Below are 23034 nucleotides of genomic sequence, written 5' to 3'. Positions count from 1 at the left end.
CCTGCCAGCAGCGTCGCACCTTCGTAGATTTGATAAAACGGATTGGGCACCGCCACTTTCGCCGGGCGGCTGCGATCCAGCGCTGCCTGCACAAAGGCAAAAATGGCTTCCCGAGTGCCGTTAACGGGCACCACGTGCCGTTCGCTGTCGAGTTCGCGCAGTTGAAAGCGTTGGCTTGCCCAGTTGGCGATGGTTTGGCGGAGCGCTGGCAGGCCATTGGTCGCGGGATAGCGGGCCATTTCCAGTTGGTGCGCCACCATCGCTTCAAGCGCCGCGGGGTAGGGCGCGTGCTGGGGTTCACCAATGGTCAGTGGGATATGCGTCAAGTCAGCCGGGGGCGTTAGGTCGGCTTTCAGCGCAGCCAGCTTTTCAAACGGGTAGGGATGCAGGGCGTCGAGGTCGGCGTTCATGATGTGTCCGTTGATGGCTGGCGGCGTAAACCGTCGATTATAGGCAAGGCCCGGTGCAGGCTCAAACCTAACGAGGGTGTGATTTTGCAATGAATGCTTATACAGACACCCGATAGACGGGAGCGAGGGTAGGTTGGAGCGAGGGTCTTTCGCCATGGATGGCGAAAGTAGCGCCCATGGAGGGGTTCACAGCGCCCTCGCGGAAACCTACCCTCGCCCCCAGGCTTGGCACAACAATCTCTGCATCAGCCTCGGGGTTCGGTGAATTACCTTAAACTCCCAGCACCTCAATTAGACGTTCGCGCAGCTGCTGCTGGCGCTCGGGGTCGGTCAGCGGTTCGCCTGCCTTAGTGGTGATGAAAAAGACGTCTTCTACCCGTTCACCGAGAGTGGCGATTTTTGCCGCGGACAGCGAGATGTCCTGCTCCATAAAGATACGTCCCACCCGGGCCAGCAGGCCGGGACGGTCGGGAGCCGTTAGCTCTAGCAGCGTGCGCTCATTGGCCGGATCCTGTTCAATTAGCACCTCCGTGGGCACCTTGAAGTGCTTGAGCTGGCGCGGCGTATGGCGGGTGACGATGTCCGGGTAGTCGTCCGGGTCATCGAGTTCTTCCACCAGGTGCTGGCGCATCTCTTCGATATGAACCGGGTCACGTATGGGCTGGCCGTGATTGTCGAGCACAATAAAGGTGTTAAGCGTCCAGTCGTTGTGGGAGGTCGCAATGCGCGCATCGTGAATCGAGAGGCCCAGCTGCTCCATGGCCGCGGCGGTGGCGGCGAACAGATCATCCACCGAGCGGGTGTGAATAAATACCTTGGTGCCGCCTTCGGACATGTCCGCAGTCGGCGCGCTGATCAGTACCAACGGCAGCGGCGACTGGTTGTGATTGAGGATGCCCTGGGTCTGCCAAACGATTTCGCTGGGCGCATACTGCAGGAAGTAGTCCTCCCCTAGCGATTCCCAAAGATGATCGATTTGCTCCCGATTAACGCCGATGGTTAGCAGCAAAGAGCGCGCTTCGGTGCGCGTTTCCCGCACCCAGTCGTCACGGTCGGGCGGATTGTTCAGGCCGCGGCGCAGGGCGCGTTTGGTTTCGGCGTGCAGTTGGCGCAGTAGCGACGCTCGCCAGCCGTTCCACAGCGTGGGGTTGGTGGCATTGATATCGGCGACGGTGAGTACATACAGGTAGTCCAACCGGGTTTCGTTACGCACGATCAGAGCGAAATCACGAATAACGTCGGGGTCGCTGATGTCGCGCTTTTGCGCGGTCATCGACATCAACAGATGGTGCTCCACCAGCCAACTGACCAAGTTGGTATCGTGAACCGATATGTTATGGCGCTGGCAGAACTGCTCAACGTCCCTGGCGCCAATCTCCGAGTGATCGCCGCCGCGCCCCTTGCCGATATCGTGAAACAGGCCGGCAATCCACAGCAGATCCAGCTTGGGCAGTTGCTGCATTAGCGCTGCCGCTACCGGGAAGTCGCCTTTCGCTTCCGGTTTGCGGAAATTGTGTAGAAATTTGAGCAGTAGCAGGGTGTGGGCGTCGACCGTATAAATGTGAAACAAATCGTGCTGCATTAGGCCTACCGCGCGGCCAAACTCAGGCAGGTATTTGCCCAGAATGCCGTAGCGGTTCATGCGCCGTAGCTGGCGGGGCACGTTGCCGGGAGCGCGCATAATGGCCATAAAGAGCCGCTGGTGGCGCGGGTCTTCCCGGTAGTGATCGTCGATCTGGTGGCGGTGGTCGCGAATCAGCCGGATAGTGTCGGCGCGCACCCCTTCGATTTCGGGGTGCTTGGCCATCAGCAGAAACAGCTCCAGCATCGCCGCAGGGCGCTCGCGGAACAGGGTTCGCGAACGCACTTGGATATAGCCGCCCTTGGTCTCGAAGCGCTCGTTGAGTTTGACGGTTTCCAGTGTCTCCTTGCCGCGCAGGATCACTTCGTCAAAGTGTTGCAGCAGCATATCGTTGAGCCCGGCGAGCGCAGTGACATGGCGGTAGTAGCGCTTCATAAACTGCTCAACTGCCAGACGTTCCGGGGTATCGCGAAAGCCAAACATCTCGGCGATGGTACGCTGGTGGTCAAACAGCAGGCGGTCTTCGGCGCGGTCGGTGAGCATGTGCAGGGCGTAACGCACCTGCCACAGGAATGCCTGGCCCTGGCTTAGAATGCGCAGCTCGGCGTCGTTCATAAAGCCGTTGGCAACAATGTCGGTGTACTGCTCGGTGCCGAAGTGGCGCTTGGCCACCCAGCCGATCATCTGGATATCGCGCAGCCCGCCGGGGGAGCTTTTAAGGTTCGGCTCCAAGTGGTACTCAGAGTTGTTGTAGCGGTAGTGGCGGGAGATCTGCTCCTGCCACTTGGCTTCAAAGAAACGGTCGGCGGGCCAAATGTGCTCGGCGCTGAGGCGTTCGCGCATTGCTTCACGCAGGCTCTCGGGCCCCGCGATCAGGCGTGATTCGAGCAGGTTGGTGATCACCGTCACGTCCGCTTCGGCCTCGCGCTCGCAGTCGTTGAGCGAGCGCACGCTATGGCCAATCTCCAGGCCAATATCCCACAAGAAGGTGATAAAAGCGGTGAGTGGTTCCCGGTAGGCGGTGTCGTCATCCTGCTCCAGCAGTAGCAGTAGGTCGATATCCGAGTGGGGATGCAGCTCGCCGCGGCCATAGCCACCTACCGCTACCAGCGCGATACCCTCATCGGGCCACTCATGCTGTGCCCAGGCAATCGCCAACAGTTGATCTAGATACCAGGCGCGGCCGCGAACAAGGTCGCGAATATCTGCACCGGCGCGAAACTGGTCGTCCAGGCGCGCCTGTAGCTCGCGCAGTGCGGCCTTGAAGGGCGCCACCGGCGAGCGAGATCCGGCAAGTTCAGTGCGGAAAAGATCTAGGTCGTAAAGCGTGGTGTCCGGCTCAAACCGGTGGTGGTGAAGGAGCATCAGTTGGTCAGAAAACTAAAGTCTTCATCGCCGCGCGCGGTCAGCACTTCAACACCTTCTTCGGTCACCAGCAGCGTGTGCTCCCATTGGGCCGAGAGGCTGCGATCCTTGGTGACGGCGGTCCAGCCATCGCGCAGCACCTTGGTTTTATAGCCGCCGACGTTAATCATCGGTTCAATGGTAAAGCACATGCCTGCGGCGAGCTTGATGTCGGCGTCGGGGGCGTAGCCGTCGTAGTGCAAAAACTGCGGCTCTTCGTGGAACTCGGCGCCGATGCCGTGGCCGCAGAAGTCGCGCACCACGGAGTAGCCGTGCTCTTCAGCGTGTTTTTGAATCACCCGGGCGAGTTCAGAGAGGCGCACACCGGGTTTGACCCGCTCAATGCTTTTATACAGGCACTCTTGGGTCACGCGGCACAGCCGTTCGCCCTGAATCGTCTCCCCAACCACGAACATCACGCTGGAGTCGCCGTGATAGCCGTCGCTGGTTTTGACGGTGATATCCAGATTCATGATATCGCCATTTTTAAGCTTCTTGGCGTCGTCGGGGATGCCGTGGCACACCACGTGGTTGATCGACGTACAGGTCGCTTTGGGAAAGCCGTGGTAGTTCAGCGGTGCCGGGGCTGAACCCAGCTCGTTAACAATATACTCATGACAGAGACGGTCGATTTCACCCGTGCTGATACCCGCTTGGATATGGGGGGTGATCATTTCGATCACGCTAGCCGCTTGGCGCCCGGCTTCGCGCATGTGTTCGATTTCAGAAGGCGTCTTGATAGGAACGTTCATGAATGCTCTATATGAATGCAGAGTGGAAAATTGAATGGCGCAATTTAAGACCGTCAAACGGGGTGCGACTTCATCTTGGCAATGATCTATGGTATAAAGCCGCGCGCTTTCCTGCAATCGTGATTCCGAGCTTCTTGGCTGGGAAGGACGCAGTAGGGCAGGGCGATGAATCCGCATTATGCCTCTCAAGAGACACAATGCTCACTATCAAGCCTTAAAAACACACATGCACCGGCACATGGTCCCGGGTGCCGCTGGCAACGTCTAACGTGGTCAACGGTCGGATCCATGGGGTGCGTGGAGGCCTAACCCGAGTTTTAGGAGTTCTACCATGTCTCACGTTAATATGCGTGACCTGCTTAAAGCAGGTGCTCACTTCGGCCACCAGACCAAGTACTGGAACCCGAAGATGAGCAAATTTATCTTCGGCGCGCGCAACAAGATTCACATCATCAACCTTGAGCACACCCTTCCGGCGCTGAACGAAGCGATCGATGTGGTCGAGAAGATGGCGGCATCCAACAACAAAATTTTGTTTGTTGGCACCAAGCGCAGCGCTAGCAAGGTAATTAAAGAAGAAGCTAACCGTGCTGGTCAGCCCTTCGTCAACCATCGCTGGTTGGGCGGCATGTTGACTAACTTCAAGACCATCCGTCAGTCCATTAAGCGTCTGCGTGATCTTGAAACCATGCGCGAAGACGGCACGTTCGAGAAGCTGACCAAGAAAGAAGTCTTGATGGCGACTCGCGAGCAGGACAAGCTTGAGCGTTCTATCGGTGGTATCAAGAACATGGGCGGCCTGCCGGACGCACTGTTCGTGATCGACGTTGACCACGAGCGCATCGCGATCAACGAAGCCAACAAGCTGGGCATCCCGGTTATCGGCGTGGTGGATACTAACTCCAACCCCGATGGCGTTGACTACGTAATCCCCGGCAACGATGACTCTATCCGCGCTATCCAGATCTACGTGAAAGCGATTGCGGATGCGTGTGGTCGTGCTAAAGAAGCCAACGCTGAAGAGTTCGTTGAAGTGACCGAAGAGGCCGCTGCAGCTGAAGACAACACTGCCGCTGAGTAAGTGCAGCAGTGGGTGCGGTGAGCAGGTGTTCCGCATCAAGATAAAGGGGGCTCTGCCCCCTTTTTCCCGCTACAGATGAACTGTCTGAGCGGACGAATTTGCCGGCACTCAATACCGGCCCCGCAATACAGAGAGACATAGGGCGTGTGATACATGATGGTCATTTATCATGCCTATACTCTGTGTTGCGTCTAACTCTCATAGAACCATTTCAGAGGTGAATTCTCATGGCAGCTATCAGCGCCTCTCAGGTCAAGGAACTTCGCGAACGTACCGGTCTCGGCATGATGGAGTGTAAAAAAGCACTCACCGAAGCCGACGGTGATATCGAAGTTGCGATTGAAAACCTGCGCAAAAGCTCCGGCCTAAAAGCAGCGAAGAAAGCCGACCGTATCGCCGCAGAAGGTGTAGTGGTTACACGTGTAGCGGAAGATGGCAGCTACGGCGTAATGGTTGAAATCAACTCCGAGACTGACTTTGTTGCTCGTGATGACAACTTCATCGCGTTTGCCGACAAAATCGCCGCGGCTTTCTTTGCGGCCAAAAGTGAAGATGTCGCTGCCGTTATGGCTGGCGAACTGGAAGCAGCCCGCGAGCAGCTGGTTCAGAAAATCGGTGAGAACATCGGTGTGCGTCGTGCCATCGTTGTGAACGCTGCTGACGGTGGTCTGGTAGGCGAATACGTCCACGGTGGCCGCATTGGCGTTCTGACCGTGCTAACTGGCGGTACTTCGGAAGTCGCAAAAGACGTTGCGATGCACGTCGCTGCAATTAATCCTGCGGTTGCGCATCCTGCCGATATGCCCCAAGAGCAGCTGGATCAGGAAAAGGCGATTATTCTGGCGCAGCCGGATATGGCCGGTAAGCCGGAGCAGATCGCTGAGAAAATGGTTCAGGGCCGCTTGAAAAAGTACTTGGCAGAAAACAGCCTGACCGAGCAGCCGTTTGTTAAAGATCCCAACCAAACGGTCGCTGAGTTCGTCAAAGCGGCGGGCGGCGAAGTGGTTGGCTTTACGCGCTTTGAAGTTGGCGAAGGTATCGAGAAAGAAGAAGTCGACTTCGCTAAAGAAGTAATGGAACAGGCTGGCCGTCGCTGAGGTCAGAGGTTTCAGAAAGAAGATGGCGTGCGCGCGAGCGCACGCCTTCGCGTATCCGGCCCCTGTATAATGAATGCTAGTATAATCAGCCCTGATATAGCTGGTTTTATTCACTGGTTTTATACCAAGGGGCTGCCCCGCCTGCCTGTTTATAGGTCTGCCTCAGGAGAGATGCCATGTCGAGTGATGTTCAAGAGCCTACCCCCCATGTAGCACCCAGCAAAGCCGCGGGCACCAAGTCAAAATACAAACGTATTTTGCTCAAACTGTCTGGCGAAGCGTTAATGGGGGAGCACGATTTTGGTATTGACCCTAAGGTGCTTGACCGCATGGCGCTGGAGATTGGCCAGCTCGTCGGCATTGGGGTGCAGGTGGGCATCGTGATTGGCGGTGGTAACTTGTTCCGTGGCGCGGCGCTCAATGAAGCGGGTATGGATCGCGTCACCGGTGACCATATGGGTATGCTGGCGACCGTGATGAATGCGCTGGCGATGCGCGATGCCTTAGAGCGCTCCAACATCCGCTCGCGCGTGATGTCCGCCATCCCCATGAGCGGTGTAGTAGAGCACTATGACCGGCGTACCGCCATTCGCTATTTAACCTCCGGGGATGTCGTGCTGTTCTCTGCAGGGACAGGTAACCCCTTCTTCACTACCGACTCTGCTGCCTGTTTACGCGGTATTGAGGTTGACGCCGATGTCGTGATCAAAGCGACCAAAGTCGATGGCGTCTACAATAAAGACCCGGTAAAACATCCAGATGCGGTGAAGTACGACCAGCTCTCTTACGACGACGCCCTGGATCAAAAATTGGGCGTTATGGATTTGACCGCTATCTGCCTGGTACGTGACCATAATATGCCGGTGCGGGTATTTGACATGAATAAGCCTGGTGCCCTACTGAACATGGTGGTAGGGGGCAAGGAAGGCACGCTGATATACAGAGGGTAATGACGTGATCAACGATATTAAGAAAGATGCCGAATCGCGCATGAAGAAAAGCGTTGAGGCGCTGCATAGCAACTTCAATAAAATTCGTACCGGTCGTGCTCACCCGAGCATTTTAGACGCGGTGACTGTGGATTATTACGGCAGCCAGGTACCGCTTAGCCAAGTGGCTTCAGTCAACGTTGAAGACGCCCGCACGCTGACGATTGCGCCGTGGGAGCAGGGCATGGTGCAGAAGATCGAAAAGGCCATCATGACTTCTGATCTGGGTTTGAACCCGGCCAGTGCTGGCAACGTGATCCGTGTGCCGATGCCCATGCTCACCGAAGAGACCCGCAAAGGCTACATCAAGCAGGCCCGCAGCGAAGCTGAAAACGCCCGCGTTGCCGTGCGTAACGTACGCCGCGATGCCAACGGTGATTTCAAATCGTTGCTAAAAGATAAAGAGATCACCGAAGACGATCAGCGTGAAGGCGAAGACGCGATTCAAAAGCTGACCGACAAATATATTGCTGAAATCGATAAGGCGCTAACTGCAAAAGAGCAGGATCTCATGCAGGTATAAACCTGTGCTTTATTCAGCCGCGGGCAGCTTAGGCTGCCCGTTTTGCCACACTCTGGCTGGTTTTTTTATGACTGATCTTTGGTGCGAGAATCCATGACGTCACCGCAGCTTCCTGAAAAACAGCCGGACGATGCCAGTGCGTCTTCTCTGGCCGGGGAAGCCCCGCCGTCTCATGTTGCCATCATTATGGATGGCAATAACCGCTGGGCGCGTGCGCGCGGACTTTCGGGGGTGCGCGGGCACCGGGCCGGAGTGGAAACCGTGCGTGCGGTGATTCAGCGGGCCGCCGAACGCGAAGTGCAAACGCTCAGCCTGTTTGCGTTTTCCAGTGAAAATTGGAAGCGCCCAGCCGCAGAGGTCAACGCCTTGATGGAGCTTTTTTTGATGGCGCTAAAGCGCGAAGTCAAAAAGCTCAACGAGCGTAATGTGCGCCTCTCGATCATTGGTGAACAGCGGGGCTTTTCCCACGCCATCCAGAAGCATATTCAGCGTGCTGAAGCGTTAACCGCGGGCAACACGGGTATGCATTTGGTGATTGCTGCTAACTATGGGGGGCAGTGGGATATAGCGCGTGCGGCACGCACACTCGCCGAACAAGTGGCGGCAGGCGAGTTATCACCTGCGGAGATCGACGAGGCGTGTTTTGACACCGCAATGGGGATTGAAGACGTGCCGCCGGTGGATCTGTGCATACGCACCAGCGGTGAGCAGCGGCTATCCAACTTTATGCTTTGGCAGTTGGCCTATGCTGAACTGCACTTTTCCCCGCTGCTATGGCCCGACTTCGGTGCGGAGGCGTTTGACGCGGCATTAAACGACTTCTGTCAGCGCCGTCGTCGCTTTGGCATGACGGACGAACAAATAGAGGCGCAGGGTGCTTAAACAGCGGATTATCACCGCAGCCTGGCTGGCACCCCTGGTGCTGGCTGGCCTGTTTGGATTAGACGGCGGCGCATTCGCGCTATTTACGGCGTTGATGGTGCTACTTGCCACCTGGGAGTGGGCCAATCTGGCGGGTGTTACCCGCACGGTGCAGCGTGCCCAGCTAGTGGCCGTGATGGCCGTATTGATGCTAGCGATGTGGCTGACCGGCGCTGCCACGGCGATATGGCCGCTTTGGCTCTCCGCCGCTGGCTGGCTGGTGAATCTCTATTGGGTTACCCGCTACCCTGCTTCAGGTGGCCAGTGGCAGGCCACTGGGCGGCGGTTGGCGATGGGCCTATGGGTGCTGTTGCCCTGCTGGGTGGGGTTTAACGTTCTGCGCGACATTGGTATGGCTTGGCTGCTGTTTGTGCTGTTGCTGGTGTGGTGCGCGGATATTGGCGCCTACTTTGTCGGACGGAACTGGGGTAAGCGCAAATTGGCGCCCCACGTCAGTCCTGGCAAATCATGGGAGGGCGTATTCGGTGGCTTGGCGGCGACCGCGATGCTGGCCATCCTGTTTGCGCTGTGGTTGCCGCTGAACCTGGTCGGCGGGATTACCCTGGTACTCGTCACCGCCGTGGTCACCCTGGCTTCTGTGCTAGGGGATCTATTGGAAAGTATGCTCAAGCGCCATCGCAATATCAAAGATTCGAGCCAGTTGCTCCCCGGCCACGGCGGGGTGCTGGATCGCATTGATAGCCTCACTGCGGCGATACCGCTGTTTGCGCTGTTCTATGTGGAAGTGCTGGTTCAAGTGTTTGCTCAGGTGCCGCCGCTATGAGTCAATACGCTAATCAGCCCACGGCTATGCAGCGCGTGACGGTACTTGGGTCGACAGGCTCTGTGGGAACCAGCACGCTGGATGTGATTGGTCGCCACCCTGACCGTTATAGCGTCCATGCCCTCACTGCACACACCTCCAAAGAGGCCCTGCTAGCGCAGTGTTTAACGCACCGCCCCGCGGTAGCTGTATTGGATGATGAAGCCGATGCCGCTTGGCTGCGCGAGGAGCTTAAGCGAGCGGGCCAAACCACCGAAGTGAGTGCAGGGCCGCAGGCGCTGTGTGATGTTGCCAGAGACGCGAGCGTCGACTGCGTGATGGCAGCCATTGTAGGGGCTGCAGGCCTGCTACCTGCACTAGCCGCGGCTGAAGCAGGCAAGCGCGTGCTATTGGCCAATAAAGAAGCGCTGGTGATGAGCGGCGCGCTATTTATGGATGCGGTTTCGCGCTCCGGCGCGACATTACTGCCGATTGATTCCGAACATAATGCCATTTACCAGTGTCTACCTGCGGAGCATCGCGGCGGACTTGCCAAGCACGGCGTTCGTCAGCTACTGCTAACGGCCTCTGGGGGGCCGTTTCGTACCTGGAGCCAGATCGATATCAACAATGTCACTCCCGAGCAGGCCTGCGCTCACCCGAACTGGTCGATGGGGCGTAAAATATCGGTGGATAGCGCCACGCTGATGAACAAAGGGTTGGAGTTGATAGAAGCTTGTTGGTTATTTGACGCTACCCCTGAGCAGATCCAAGTGGTAGTCCACCCCCAAAGCGTGATTCACTCCATGGCGGCGTATCACGATGGTTCTGTGATTGCCCAGCTGGGTAATCCAGATATGCGTACACCGATTGCCTATGGGCTTGCTTGGCCGGAGCGCATTGACGCTGGCGTTGAAACCCTTGACCTTTTTCAGGTGGCACGGCTCGATTTTGAAGCCCCCGATGAAGGCCGTTTCCCCTGCCTGGGGCTTGCCCGCGACGCGATGCAACAGGGCGGTATGGCACCTGTTGTGCTCAACGCCGCTAATGAAGTCGCTGTAGACGCCTTTCTGCAGCGCCGGATCGGCTTTACGGCGATTGGACAACTGGTGGCCGACGTCCTATCGCGCCCCTGTCAAGGCCGGGTCGACAGCCTGGACAGCGTATTGGCAACCGATCAATGGGCGCGGCAGCAGGCGCTGGAACTGGTAACAAGGTGGTCCGCTTAAGCATTCGATGAGTTGGTCGTTAGTGCAGGGCGTTAAGGAGTGAATGTGGGCCTAATACAGAATATTTTAGCGGTCATCGTGGTGTTGGGTCTGTTAGTGACCTTCCACGAGTTTGGCCACTTTTGGGTGGCCAGGCGCTGCGGGGTCAAAGTGCTGCGTTTTTCGGTAGGCTTTGGCAAGCCGCTATGGTCGCGTGTTGACCGCCACGGCACCGAGTTCGCGATAGCCGCCATTCCGCTGGGTGGCTATGTCAAAATGCTCGATGAGCGTGAGGCGCCAGTTCCGGAAGAGCAGCTTGACCAAGCGTTTAACCGCAAAACCGTGTGGCAGCGCATTGCGATTGTGGCGGCAGGGCCTATTGCTAACTTTTTACTGGCGATCGTGGCTTATTGGGTGCTGTTCGTGGCAGGTACCACGGTGGTATCGCCAATGGTAGGCAGCGTTGCGCCTGACTCCCCAGCCGCCGAGGCTGGGCTTTCCAATGGCGATGAAATTGTCGCCATTCAGGGCGATGAGATGCGCTCTTGGGAGGATGTTAACCTCAAGCTGGTGTCGATTATTGGCTTCAGCGGAGAGCTGGATATCGACGCCCGCCCTGAAGGCGCGAGCGACCCACAGCGCTTTGGGTTGTCTGTGACTGATTATTTAGTGCGCCAGGATCCGCCTCAGCCGTTGCAAACACTGGGTATTACCCCATGGCAGCCGGAATTCCCGGCTGTTTTAGGCCAGGTAGTCAGTGGGGAAGCCGCAGACCAAGCAGGGCTGGAAGCTGGTGATCGGATGGTGGCGGTTAATGGCGAAACAGTCGATGATTGGATGCACTTCGTTAACATGGTGCGAAGTAGTCCCGGCGAAACGCTGCAGCTCACCTATGAGCGAAATGGGGAGCAGTCGAGTGTTGACTTAACCCCCGGGCGTAACCGTTTGGAAACCGGGGTTGAGATTGGTTATATCGGCGCAGGCGCTGAACAGGTCGAGTGGCCAGCAGAGTTCCAGCGTGAAATCCGTTACGGCCCTATCGAAGCGGTAGGCCAGGCTGTTTCGCGCACTGGAGCGATGACGCTTCTAACCTTAGATGCCATACGCAAAATGTTTGTGGGGCTGATCTCGCCTTCCAATTTGTCCGGACCAATCACCATTGCGCAGGTCTCAGGTGATTCCGCCCGTGCGGGGATGGAAGCGTTTATTGGCTTTCTAGCGTATCTTTCTATCAGCCTGGGGGTGCTTAACTTACTACCTATCCCGGTGCTCGATGGTGGCCACTTGCTTTATTATTTTATGGAGGTCGTGCGTGGACGGCCAGTATCGGAAAAAACCCAAGCTGTAGGATTGCGCATTGGGCTTGCCATGGTAGGCACCCTAATGTTGATGGCTCTCTATTTTGATCTGATGCGCCTGTGGTAATGACGCGTGTAGCGCGCAGGATGCCTTGTCATCTGCCTGCACAAATGTATATGGTGCCTTTCTGGAATGAACGGCAGACCAACGCGAGCGAATTGACTGCATGAAAATCAAGACCCTTGGAATGGCGGCACTCTTGCTGGCAGGCGCCAGCGGCGCCCAAGCACAATCCTTTGATGTTTCAGACATTCGAGTGGAAGGACTGCAGCGGGTATCCGCCGCCTCGGTCTTCAATGCATTTCCGGTGAGTGCCAATGAGCGCGTCAGCGAAGAGCAGTTAGCTGCCGCTGCCCGTGACTTGTTCGCCACAGGGCTATTTGACGATGTCTCCCTGGCACGCGAAGGCGATGTGCTGGTTATTCAGGTCGTCGAGCGTCCAACCATTGCGCGGCTTCAGATCAGCGGCAACGACCAGATCTCCGAAGAGGACTTGCGCAATGGTTTGCGTGAATCAGGGCTCTCGGAGGGCCAGGTGCTGGAGCTCTCAACGCTGGAAGAGATACAGCGTGAGCTGGAAGGTGTCTATCAGTCTCAAGGCCGCTACAGCGCCAGCATCGATACCGAAGTGGAAGAGGTTGATGAGGGCCGGGTGCAGGTCAATATCAATATCAACGAAGGTGAAGTGGCCAAGATTCGCCAAATCAATATCGTTGGTAACGAAGCCTTTGATGATGAAACGCTGCGGGGTGTGTTTGAGTTAAATGATCGGCCAGGACGCTTTTTCGGCTGGTTCTCTAGCGACGAGTACTCCCGTGAAGCGCTTTCGGGTGATATCGAGCGGCTGCGATCATTTTATCTGGATCGCGGCTACGTCAACTTCGATGTTACCTCGACTCAGGTATCGATTGGCCCTGAAAAATCAGAAATCTTTATTACTCTCAACGTTGATGAGGGTGCCCAGTACCGGGTTGGCAACATCCGTTTCGCAGGTGATCTACAGATCAGCGAAAATGAAGCCCGCCAACTACTCACCGTCAAAGAGGGAGAGATTTTTTCCCGTGGTGATGTAAATGCCTCTACGGAAGCCCTTCGCCAACGTTTAGGCGCCGAGGGCTTTGCCTTTGCTGATATTCAGGGCGTGCCTGAAATGGCTGAGGACGGTGAAACGGTCGACCTGGTGATTGCCGTCAATCCCGGTGAGCGCGCCTACGTGCGCCGCATCGAGTTTTACGGAAATACCACCACTCAGGATGAAGTACTGCGGCGAGAGATGATTCAGTTGGAGGGCGCGCCCGCTTCCACCGAAGCCATTACCCAATCGCGTCAGCGTCTTGAACGGCTGGGCTTCTTTAGTCAAGTAGAAGTGGATACTGAGTCAGTGCCTGGCGAACCGGATTTGCTCGATGTGACTTATAATGTCGAAGAGCAGCCCTCGGGCTCAGTCTCGGCAAGCGTTGGCTTCTCCCAGAGCGCCGGGGTTATTTACGGTGTTGGACTATCCCAGAACAACTTCCTGGGTACCGGTAATCGCGTCAACGTAGGCGCTCAGCGCAGTGATACGTTTACCAGCGTTAACTTTGGGTTCACCGACCCCTACTGGACGCTGGATGGCATTTCTCGCGGTTACAATGTGTTCTACCGTGAAACCGATTACGCCGATTCGGATATTTCAACCTTCTCGACGGATGCCTACGGTGCCGGCATCAACTTTGGTTATCCCATTAGCGAACTGTCGCGTCTTAACTTCGGTGCCAGCGTTGAAGACCTAACGGTGAAAACCTACTTCGACACCGCCTCAGAAATTCGTCGCTATGTGGAAGATCAGGGCGAAGATGCGCAAAGCCTGAAGCTGACCGCTAGCTGGACACGCAACAACCTCAACCGCGGTATTATGCCGACCGATGGTAACTATCAGCGTTTATCGCTTGAAACCGGCGTGCCGGGCAGCGATTCAGAGTACTACAAGCTGCGCGCGCGGGCGCAACAGCTCTTCCCGATTAACGATGATGAGACCTGGGCGTTCAAATTTACCGGCAACGCTGGTTATGCCGATACGCTGGGCGGCAACGATCCGTTCCCTTTCTATGAGAACTTCTACGCGGGCGGTCTTGGCTCGGTGCGTGGCTTTACGTCGAATACGCTGGGGCAGCGCACCACGCCAGCAACCGAAGGTGGCCGTGACCGTACTCTGGGCGGTAACGTCTCAATAGAAGGTAGCGCCGAGATCATTTTCCCGCTGCCCTTTGTTGAAAACCAGCGCGCGCTGCAAACATCGCTGTTCCTGGATGGCGGTAATACCTTCCTGACCTCTTGCTACGATGTGCTTGCAGAAGACGCAGGGCGCCAGCAGTGTAACTCCGGCGTTGATCTAGGCGATTTGCGCTACAGTGCCGGTATCGGCCTTTCGTGGCTAACGCCGGTGGGCCCGCTAACCTTCAGCGTTGCCGAGCCATTGAACGATAAGAGCGGCGATGATACCCAGTTCTTCCAGTTCTCACTTGGCCAATCGTTCTAATTTTGCTAGACCGCGTGCCATGGTGGCGCGCGGCTGGCGTGACATTAAGGAGATAATAGGATGCGTAGACTAACAGCGGTGGTATGCCTGTTGGGCGCGATGATTTTGCCCGCTCACGCCGCAGAAGTCGCGGTGTTGGACTGGCGAGCAGCATTGATGAATACCCAGTCCGCACAGGCCTCAATGAGCAGCCTGGAAGGCCAGATCGGTAACCAGCAGCGTGAAGCGCAGAACCTGGGTAATGAGCTACAGCAATTACAGCAGCGTTTGCAGAACGAAGGCGAAACCATGGCCCAGTCTCAACGTGAGTCGCTAATTAGCGAACTACAAGAGAAGGGTGGCCGTTTTGAGCAGCTTCGCCGCGAAGTCATGCAGGCCCAGCAGCGCTCCGAACAGCAGTTTTTGGAAAGCGCTGAACCAAAGTTGGAGCAAGCCGTCGCACAGGTATTGGAACGCCACGGTATTGATGTACTGGTTGAGCCTCAGGGCGTCCTGCACTCAGGTGTGGATCTGCCCAATGTGACCGACGAAGTCACGCAGATTTTTGATACCTTGAACTAAATTTAAACGATGAATGCTGTGGCCAAGCCACACTAAAGCTTCCCTGGGCTCCCATGACGCACGCTTCTCATCACCTAACCCTCGCAGACATTGCGCGCCAACTGGGCGTTACCGTTAGCGGCAACGCCCAGCAGCCGATACGTGGTTTGGCGACGCTAAAAGAAGCGCAGCCGGATCAAGTCGCTTTCCTGGCCAACCGTGCCTATCTGAAAGATTTGGCGACCACCAAGGCAGCAGCGGTATTGCTGCACCCGGAGCATGGCAAACACTGCCCGGTAGCGCGTCTGGAAATCGATAACCCGTACTTGGGCTATGCCAAGCTATCGCAGCTGTTTGACCCGCTGCCTGCCCGCGACGTCGTCGGTATCCACCCCACGGCGGTAGTGGCAGAGGACGCTCAAATAGGCGCCGATGTCTGCATTCAAGCGCACGCCGTGATTGAAGCGGGTGCGGTGTTGGGCGACCGTGTAGTAATTGGGGCAGGGAGCGTGGTGGGGGCCGACAGCATTATCGGTGAAGCAACGCGCCTGCACGCCAATGTCACTGTCTGCCATGGGGTGGTGGTGGGTAAGCGAGTCATCCTGCAAAGCGGCTGTGTCATCGGTGGTGACGGGTTTGGTTTCGCCCATGACGGTTCTGGATGGCATAAAATCGCCCAGTTGGGAGGCGTGGTGCTAGGCGATGATGTCGAGGTGGGAAGCTGCTCCAGCATTGATCGTGGCGCGCTGGGTGATACGGTGATTGGCAATGACGTCAAAATTGATAGTCAGGTGCAAATCGCCCATAACGTCATCATTGGTGATCACAGCGCCTTAGCGGGTTGTGTCGGTATTGCTGGCTCTACCAAGGTTGGTAAGCACTGTATGCTGGGTGGTGGCGTTGGTTTGTCAGGCCATTTGACGATTTGCGATAGCGTTCAGGTAACAGGAATGAGTTTAGTAACGAACTCAATCCATGAGCCAGGGGTCTACTCCTCCGGAACCGGCGCCATGGCCAATAGCCAGTGGCGTAAGAACGCGGTGCGTTTTAAACAGCTTGATGACATCGCTAAGCGCCTAGCCAGATTGGAAAAAAAACAGCGTGATTAATGAGTGCTGATTGAATTTTGCCGGCTGCTGTTTTGAGGCTAGATGGCGGCAGGGTATAATCTCAGCCTTTTAATCAGCGGACGTGCTGGTATTTGCCTGGCTCTCTTTAGGAGTACATCAGGCGTTTTTATTTTAGAGGTCGCTACGATGGTTATGGATATCAATGAAATTCGCGAGTACTTGCCCCACCGCTACCCGTTTTTGCTGGTGGATCGAGTAACGCAACTCACCATCGGTGAATCCATCGTTGCGTACAAGAATGTCAGCATCAATGAGCCGTTCTTCAACGGCCATTTTCCGCATCACCCGATCATGCCTGGTGTGCTGGTGATTGAAGCGCTGGCTCAGGTATGCGGCATTCTTGGCTTTAAAACGGTCAATAAACTGCCTGCCGATGGCTATGTATATTACCTCGTAGGCAGTGACAAAGTGCGCTTTAAGCGCCCGGTAATGCCGGGTGACAAGCTCACTCTAGAGGCCGATGTGATTAAAGGTAAACGCGGTATTTGGAAATTCGCCTGCCGTGCCACGGTTGACGGTGAGCTGGCCTGCGAAGCGGAAATTATTTGTGCCGAGAGGAAGGTGGCTTGATACATCCTACTGCCCTGGTCGACCCGACGGCGCGCCTTGCCGACGATGTTGAGGTAGGCCCTTTTAGCATTATCGGCCCTGACGTCACCATCGGTGCGGGTTCGGTGATTGGCCCTCATGTGGTGGTTAAAGGCCCCACCACCCTGGGTGAGCGCACGCGAATCTTTCAGTTTGCCTCGGTAGGCGAAGACTGTCAGGACAAAAAATATGCAGGTGAACCCACGCGGTTAGTGATGGGGGACGATAACGTGATTCGCGAAGGCGCCACCCTTCACCGTGGCACCGTTCAGGATCGCAGTGAAACCACCATTGGTTCGCGCAACCTGTTTATGGCCTACGTGCATGTCGGCCATGACTGTGTGATTGGTAACGACTGCATTTTAGCCAATCAGGTCACCCTGGCGGGCCATGTCACCGTCGGCGATCATGCCATTCTGGGTGGCTTGGCGGCAGTGCATCAGTTCTGCCACTTTGGTGATCACGCCATGGCCGGTGGTGGCTCGATCATTACCAAAGACACTCCCGCCTATATCATGATTAATGGCAACCCAGCAGAAGCGCGTGGCCTTAACCTGGTGGGTTTAAAGCGCCGAGGCTTTAGCCGCGAGGCGATTAGTGCCTTAACCGCTGCTTATAAAATGGTCTACCGCCAAGGGCTAACCACTGAGCAGGCACTAGTCGAAATGCGTAGCCGTTTTGACCTGCCCGAAATCGAGCATTTTGCCGCCTCTATTGAGCGTTCGACCCGCGGCATCACCCGCTAACCCATGCTGATCTGCCTATGACCCTGCAACGCGTCTATCTCGTGGCCGGAGAGCTATCCGGCGATATTCTTGGCGCTGGTCTGATGCGCGAACTCAAGGCACACCATCCCAACGTCGAGTTCCGCGGCATTGGCGGCCCGCGCATGCAGGCAGAGGGCATGGAGAGCCGCTTTCCTTTAGAGACACTGGCGGTGATGGGGTTGGTTGAGGTGCTGAAGCATCTCCCCGAACTGATCCGGGTACGGCGTACGTTGAAAGCCGAAGCGCTCGCCTGGCAGCCGGATATCATGCTGGGCATTGATGCACCTGACTTCAATTTAGGTCTGGAGCGCCAACTGCGCAAAGCAGGCATTACCACCGCTCACTACGTGAGTCCTTCCGTATGGGCATGGCGCCAGGGGCGGGTAAAAGGTATCGCCAAGTCGGTAGACGGCATGCTGACACTGCTACCCTTTGAGGCCGCCTTCTATCGCGATCATCGGGTGCCCGTCGCCTTTGTGGGCCACCCGCTGGCCGATGAAATGCCGCTGGAGAATGACCGTATTGCCACCCGGCAGGCGCTGGAAATGTCGCTAGACAGTCAGGTGTTGGCGTTGCTGCCGGGTTCCCGGGCCAATGAAATTCGTTTTCTGGGCGACACCTTTCTTGCCGCTGCCAACCAGCTATGTCAGCGCCACCCTGCGCTGCAGGTGGTAATTCCTGCGGCCACCGCTGATCGCCACCAGGAAATCAGCGCACTGCTGGCTAATTACCCCCTGCTGGCGGAGCGTACTCGACTGCTGGACGGCCAAGCCCGCGAAGCCATGGTGGCGAGCGATGTGGTACTGCTGGCCTCTGGCACGGCTGCGCTTGAAGCCATGCTGTGCCACCGCACCATGCTAGTGGCCTATAAAATGGCGCCGATGACCCACTGGCTGGCCAAGCGAATGGTCAAAACCCAGTGGGTTTCGCTGCCCAATTTGATTGCCCAGGAGACGCTGGTGCCTGAACTTATTCAGGACGCGGCCTCGCCTGAAGCCATTGCCGAGCAGCTCAGTGCCATGCTGGCGGACGAGACAAGCCGACACGCCCTGGAAGCACGCTTTGCCGAGATGCATGCCACGCTCCAGCGCAATGCCAGCCGTCGCGCCGCCGAGGCAGTAAGCCTGTTGGTCGCGGGGCAGCCGCTGGAGAGTGTTGATGGCCATTAAAGATAGGGTGACAGAGCACTGGTTGATCGAACACAAGTATTTTCCAACGCTAGAAATTGCCTACAGCGGCGAGCGGCTGGCGGGGGTCGATGAAGTAGGCCGCGGGCCGTTGATAGGTAGCGTGGTGGCCGCCGCGGTGATTCTTGACCCCGCTCAGCCCATCGACGGTCTTACCGACTCTAAAAAATTGACGGCGCGCAAACGTGAAGCGCTGGATAGTCAGATTCGTGAGCGGGCGTTAGCCTTTGCCGTAGCAGAAGCCAGCGCCGCCGAAGTGGATGCGCTAAATATTTACCATGCCACCCACTTGGCCATGCGCCGCGCCATTGATGCGCTGGCGCCGGCGGCGGAATATCTACTCGTGGATGGCAATAAATTACCTGGCCATCTGCTGCCTGGGCAGGCTGTGGTAAAGGGCGATTCACGCCACTGTGCCATTGCCGCAGCATCGATTTTGGCCAAGGTCGCTCGCGATGCGCAGATGGTCGCCTTGGATGAGTGCTATCCTGAGTATGGTTTTGCGCGCCATAAAGGCTACCCGACCAAAGAGCACCTGACGGCGCTTGCAGCACACGGGCCACTGGCCGAACATCGCCGTAGCTTCGCGCCGGTGCAGCGTCAGCTAGCGCTGCTTTAAGCCTGTTTATTTATTTAGCGAGAGTGTTATGACGGTACCGTTTGTTCATCTGCGTTTGCACAGTGAATACTCCCTGGTCGATGGCTTGGTGAAGCTTAAATCGCTGGTGAGTACCACGGCTGAACGGGCGATGCCAGCGCTGGCTTTGACCGATGAAACCAACCTGTTCGGCCTGGTGAAGTTCTACAAAGCCGCCCAGGGGGCGGGGTTGAAGCCGATTATTGGCAGCGACTTATGGCTCCAGAATCCCCATGACGAGTCCCATCCTTACCGGCTAACGCTGCTGGCGATGAACGATGTGGGCTATCGCAACCTGACCGAATTGATCTCGAAAGGTTGGACGCATGGTCAACGCCAGGGGCGCGCCATTCTCGATAAACAGTGGGTGCTGGAACAGAGCGAAGGCCTGATTGCACTTTCCGGCGCCCGGGAGGGGGAAATTGGCCGCCACCTGCTGTCTGATCATGAACAGGATGCGCGGGTACTACTCGAAGAGTGGCAGGCGGCATTTCCAGATCGGTTTTATCTGGAGCTGGTTCGCACCGGGCGCGCGCTGGAAGAGGCCTGCGTTCACGCCAGCGTCAAGCTGGCCATTGAAACAGGCACGCCAGTGGTGGCGACCAATGACGTGCGCTTTCTTGAGCGTGACGATTATTGGGCGCACGAAACCCGCGTCGCCATCGGCGAAGGTAAAGCGCTGGACGACCCGCGCCGGGAGCGTCGCTATAGCGAAGAGCAGTATCTAAAAAGCCCCGATGAGATGGCGGCGCTGTTTGCCGATATTCCCGAAGCGCTGGAAAACAGCGTGATGATTGCCGAGCGCTGCAGTGTGGACGTACGCCTGGGCGAGATTTTCCTGCCCGAGTTCGGCATTCCCGAAGGCATGACCCAGGATGAGTTCTTCCGCAAAGTCTCCCATGACGGCTTAACCGAGCGGTTGGATTTTCTGTTTCCCGCGCAGCGCTACCCCCGCGACAGCGAAGAGTACCAGGCGATCGACCAGCGCTACCGCGACCGGCTGGAGTTTGAACTCAACGTTATTATCCAGATGGGGTTCCCCGGCTACTTCCTGATCGTAATGGACTTTATCCAGTGGGCGAAAGATAACCGGGTGCCGGTTGGGCCTGGGCGGGGCTCTGGTGCCGGTTCGCTGGTGGCTTATGCGCAGAAGATCACTGACTTAGACCCGATTGGTTATGACCTGCTGTTCGAGCGCTTTTTGAACCCGGAACGTGTCTCGATGCCCGACTTTGACGTCGACTTCTGCATGGAGAAGCGCGACAAGGTGATCGAGTACGTAGCCGAGCGCTACGGGCGTAATGCGGTCTCCCAGATTGTCACCTTCGGCACCATGGCGGCCAAGGCCGTGGTACGCGACGTGGCCCGTGCTCAAGGTCGTCCCTACTCGCTGGGGGATAAGCTCTCCAAGCTGATTCCCTTTGAAGTGGGCATGACCCTGTCCAAGGCGATTGAGCAGGAGCCCGCGCTCAAAGAATTTATCGGCAACGACGACGAAGCCGAAGAAATCTGGGAGATGGCGCTCAAGCTAGAGGGCACCACCCGCGGTACCGGCAAGCACGCCGGGGGTGTGGTTATCGCCCCCACCAAACTGACTGATTTTTCACCGCTGCTCTGCGATGAAGATGGCTCTGGTTTAGTTGTACAGTTCGATAAAAACGACATTGAAGAGGCCGGGCTGGTCAAATTCGACTTTCTAGGCCTGCGGACGCTGACGATTATCGACTGGGCGCTGGAGATGGTCGACAAGGTGCGCAGCGTTAACGGCCAGGATCCGCTCAACATCGACAGCATCCCGCTGGATGACGCCCCCACTTTCGAGATGCTCAAGCGCGCCGAAACCACGGCGGTGTTCCAGCTTGAGTCCCGCGGCATGAAGGAACTGATCAAGCGCCTGCTGCCCGACTCCCTGGACGACATGATTGCCCTGGTGGCGCTGTTCCGCCCAGGCCCCTTGCAGTCGGGCATGGTCGACGACTTTATCAACCGTAAGCACGGCCGGGCCGAAGTCTCTTATCCACACCCAGATTACCAGCACGAGCTGTTGAAACCGGTCTTGGCACCCACCTACGGCATCATTCTCTACCAAGAGCAGGTCATGCAGATCGCCCAGGTAATGGCAGGCTACAGCCTCGGCCAGGCCGATATGCTGCGCCGTGCCATGGGTAAGAAAAAGCCTGAAGAGATGGCCAAGCAGCGTGACGGCTTTATGGAAGGCTGTGCTGCCAACGGTATCGATAAAGACCTGGCCGGTAACATCTTTGACCTGGTAGAGAAATTCGCCGGCTACGGCTTTAACAAATCCCACTCGGCCGCCTATGCGTTAGTGTCTTACCAGACCGCGTGGCTGAAAGCCCACTATCCGGGGCCCTTTATGGCCGCGGTAATGTCCACGGAAATGGACAACCTGGATAAAGTGGTGCCGCTGATTGAGGAGTGTCGCAATCTTCGCCTCACCGTGACGCCGCCGAACGTCAACGTCGGTGGCTACAAGTTCACCGTCGATACCGACGCCCGGGTGGTCTATGGGCTAGGTGCCATTCGCGGCGTGGGCGAAGGCCCCATTGGCGCCATTGTCGAAGCCCGTGAAGCAGATGGCCCTTTCAAAGATATCTTTGATTTCTGCCGCCGCATTGATCCCAAGCGGATGAATAAACGCACCCTGGAGGCGCTGATTCGCTCCGGTGCGCTGGATACTTTAGGCCCCAATCGTGCGGTACTGTTCGCAGCGATGGAGGATGCACTAAAAGCCGCTGCCCAAAACCACGCCAATCAGAACCTGGGCATGCTGGATATGTTTGGTGATGCGTTCGCCGCTGACGATGAAGACGACGGTGACAGCAACGTTTACGCCGAGTATATCAACGCCCGTGAGTGGACGGATCGCGAACGGCTCTCGGGAGAGAAAGATACCCTGGGACTCTACCTCACCGGCCACCCGATTGATGAGTACGAGCGTGAGTTAAAGCGCTTTGTGTCGACCCGGATCAGCGATCTGAAACCCTCCCGCGATCCCCAGCGCGTGGCTGGGCTCGTGGTCGGCGTGCGCACCATGAAGTCCAAGCGTGGTGATACCATGGCGTTTATCACCCTGGATGACCGCACCGGACGTATTGAAGCTTCGCTGTTTGGGGAGCTATTCGAGCAACTGCGCGGTCAGATTGAGGCCGATCAGGTACTCATCGTTGAGGGCGAAGTCTCTAGCGATGAATTCTCTGGCGGCCTGCGCCTGCGCGGTAAAGACGTCACGCCGATGGTGACGGCGCGCATTCGCTACGGCCAGGCGGTGGAGCTGGCGCTGGATGCGGGGCAGATCAATGGTCGCTTAATTGAAACCCTGCGCGACAGCCTGACGCCCTATCGCGATCAAGAGGGCTTGCCCGTGCGGCTGCAGTACCGCCACCCAGCGGCGGTGGCATGGCTGGAACTGGATGATGAGTGGAAGGTCGCCCCTAGCGACGATTTACTGCTGGCGCTGCGGGATGTCCAGGGCCAGACGGGTGTGCAACTCCGTTATCGTTAAATAGAGGGGCGGCAGGCACTCAACTTGCGTGGCTGGGTCAGGGTGCGATAATGCG

At 57.0% G+C, this 23034-nt stretch carries 19 protein-coding genes; 16 read left to right on the top strand and 3 right to left on the bottom strand.

The features are described from left to right. The 3 genes from JI62_RS03460 to map all read right to left on the bottom strand — a co-directional run. Positions 1–410 (bottom strand): aminotransferase class I/II-fold pyridoxal phosphate-dependent enzyme (locus JI62_RS03460; RefSeq protein WP_141101296.1); only part of this gene is annotated, 410 nt, incomplete at its 3' end. A gap of 271 nt (positions 411–681) precedes the next feature. Next, positions 682–3357, bottom strand: a complete 2676-nt coding sequence (locus JI62_RS03455) for a [protein-PII] uridylyltransferase (protein WP_088698832.1) — start codon at positions 3355–3357, stop codon at positions 682–684. Beyond that, a complete protein-coding gene (map, locus tag JI62_RS03450; protein ID WP_088698831.1) occupies positions 3357–4148 on the bottom strand; it encodes a type I methionyl aminopeptidase in 792 nt (263 codons plus the stop codon). The genes JI62_RS03455 and map overlap by 1 nt, the downstream gene beginning before the upstream one ends. A 331-nt stretch (positions 4149–4479) precedes the next feature. Here map and rpsB point away from each other — a divergent pair, with 331 nt between their 5' ends. From rpsB to dnaE, 16 genes are all read left to right on the top strand, one after another. After that, a complete protein-coding gene (gene rpsB, locus JI62_RS03440; RefSeq protein ID WP_088698829.1) occupies positions 4480–5229 on the top strand; it encodes a 30S ribosomal protein S2 in 750 nt (249 codons plus the stop codon). Positions 5230–5456: 227 nt separating this feature from the next. After that, the gene (gene tsf / locus JI62_RS03435) at positions 5457–6326 is read left to right on the top strand and encodes a translation elongation factor Ts (protein ID WP_088698828.1); all 870 of its coding nucleotides are present in this window, start codon (positions 5457–5459) and stop codon (positions 6324–6326) included. Between the two features lie 176 nt (positions 6327–6502). Next, positions 6503–7276: a UMP kinase gene (gene pyrH / locus JI62_RS03430; RefSeq protein WP_088698827.1), complete on the top strand. Its 774-nt coding sequence runs from the start codon at positions 6503–6505 to the stop codon at positions 7274–7276. 4 nt (positions 7277–7280) lie between these two features. Next, positions 7281–7838 carry a ribosome recycling factor gene (frr, locus tag JI62_RS03425; RefSeq protein WP_088698826.1) on the top strand — a complete coding sequence of 186 codons (558 nt, stop codon included), beginning with the start codon at positions 7281–7283 and terminating at the stop codon, positions 7836–7838. Between the two features lie 93 nt (positions 7839–7931). Continuing rightward, on the top strand, positions 7932–8720 hold the full coding sequence (gene uppS, locus JI62_RS03420) for a polyprenyl diphosphate synthase (RefSeq protein WP_088698825.1): 789 nt from the start codon (positions 7932–7934) through the stop codon (positions 8718–8720). Beyond that, positions 8713–9543, top strand: a complete 831-nt coding sequence (locus JI62_RS03415; protein ID WP_088698824.1) for a phosphatidate cytidylyltransferase — start codon at positions 8713–8715, stop codon at positions 9541–9543. Before uppS ends, JI62_RS03415 begins: the two co-directional genes overlap by 8 nt. Next, positions 9540–10751 (top strand): 1-deoxy-D-xylulose-5-phosphate reductoisomerase, encoded by a 1212-nt coding sequence (gene ispC, locus JI62_RS03410; RefSeq protein ID WP_240513117.1) that lies wholly within the window; start codon positions 9540–9542, stop codon positions 10749–10751. The genes JI62_RS03415 and ispC overlap by 4 nt, the downstream gene beginning before the upstream one ends. A gap of 45 nt (positions 10752–10796) precedes the next feature. After that, on the top strand, positions 10797–12155 hold the full coding sequence (gene rseP, locus JI62_RS03405; RefSeq protein WP_088698823.1) for an RIP metalloprotease RseP: 1359 nt from the start codon (positions 10797–10799) through the stop codon (positions 12153–12155). A gap of 100 nt (positions 12156–12255) precedes the next feature. Next, positions 12256–14607: an outer membrane protein assembly factor BamA gene (bamA, locus tag JI62_RS03400; protein ID WP_425348153.1), complete on the top strand. Its 2352-nt coding sequence runs from the start codon at positions 12256–12258 to the stop codon at positions 14605–14607. A gap of 60 nt (positions 14608–14667) precedes the next feature. Beyond that, positions 14668–15168: an OmpH family outer membrane protein gene (locus tag JI62_RS03395; protein WP_088698821.1), complete on the top strand. Its 501-nt coding sequence runs from the start codon at positions 14668–14670 to the stop codon at positions 15166–15168. Between the two features lie 53 nt (positions 15169–15221). After that, on the top strand, positions 15222–16256 hold the full coding sequence (lpxD, locus tag JI62_RS03390) for a UDP-3-O-(3-hydroxymyristoyl)glucosamine N-acyltransferase (RefSeq protein ID WP_088698820.1): 1035 nt from the start codon (positions 15222–15224) through the stop codon (positions 16254–16256). A 147-nt stretch (positions 16257–16403) separates the two neighbouring features. Next, on the top strand, positions 16404–16847 hold the full coding sequence (gene fabZ / locus JI62_RS03385) for a 3-hydroxyacyl-ACP dehydratase FabZ (RefSeq protein ID WP_088698819.1): 444 nt from the start codon (positions 16404–16406) through the stop codon (positions 16845–16847). Next, the gene (gene lpxA / locus JI62_RS03380; RefSeq protein WP_088698818.1) at positions 16844–17611 is read left to right on the top strand and encodes an acyl-ACP--UDP-N-acetylglucosamine O-acyltransferase; all 768 of its coding nucleotides are present in this window, start codon (positions 16844–16846) and stop codon (positions 17609–17611) included. The genes fabZ and lpxA overlap by 4 nt, the downstream gene beginning before the upstream one ends. A 17-nt stretch (positions 17612–17628) precedes the next feature. Further along, positions 17629–18801 (top strand): lipid-A-disaccharide synthase, encoded by a 1173-nt coding sequence (lpxB, locus tag JI62_RS03375; protein WP_088698817.1) that lies wholly within the window; start codon positions 17629–17631, stop codon positions 18799–18801. Next, a complete protein-coding gene (gene rnhB / locus JI62_RS03370; protein ID WP_240513116.1) occupies positions 18791–19438 on the top strand; it encodes a ribonuclease HII in 648 nt (215 codons plus the stop codon). The genes lpxB and rnhB overlap by 11 nt, the downstream gene beginning before the upstream one ends. 28 nt (positions 19439–19466) lie before the next feature. Next, on the top strand, positions 19467–22979 hold the full coding sequence (dnaE, locus tag JI62_RS03365) for a DNA polymerase III subunit alpha (RefSeq protein ID WP_088698816.1): 3513 nt from the start codon (positions 19467–19469) through the stop codon (positions 22977–22979). The last annotated feature ends 55 nt before the right edge of the window (positions 22980–23034 follow it).

Source organism: Halomonas campaniensis (assembly GCF_002211105.1).
Lineage (GTDB): Bacteria > Pseudomonadota > Gammaproteobacteria > Pseudomonadales > Halomonadaceae > Vreelandella > Vreelandella campaniensis_A.
This window is presented reverse-complemented; position numbering and strand designations above follow the sequence as displayed.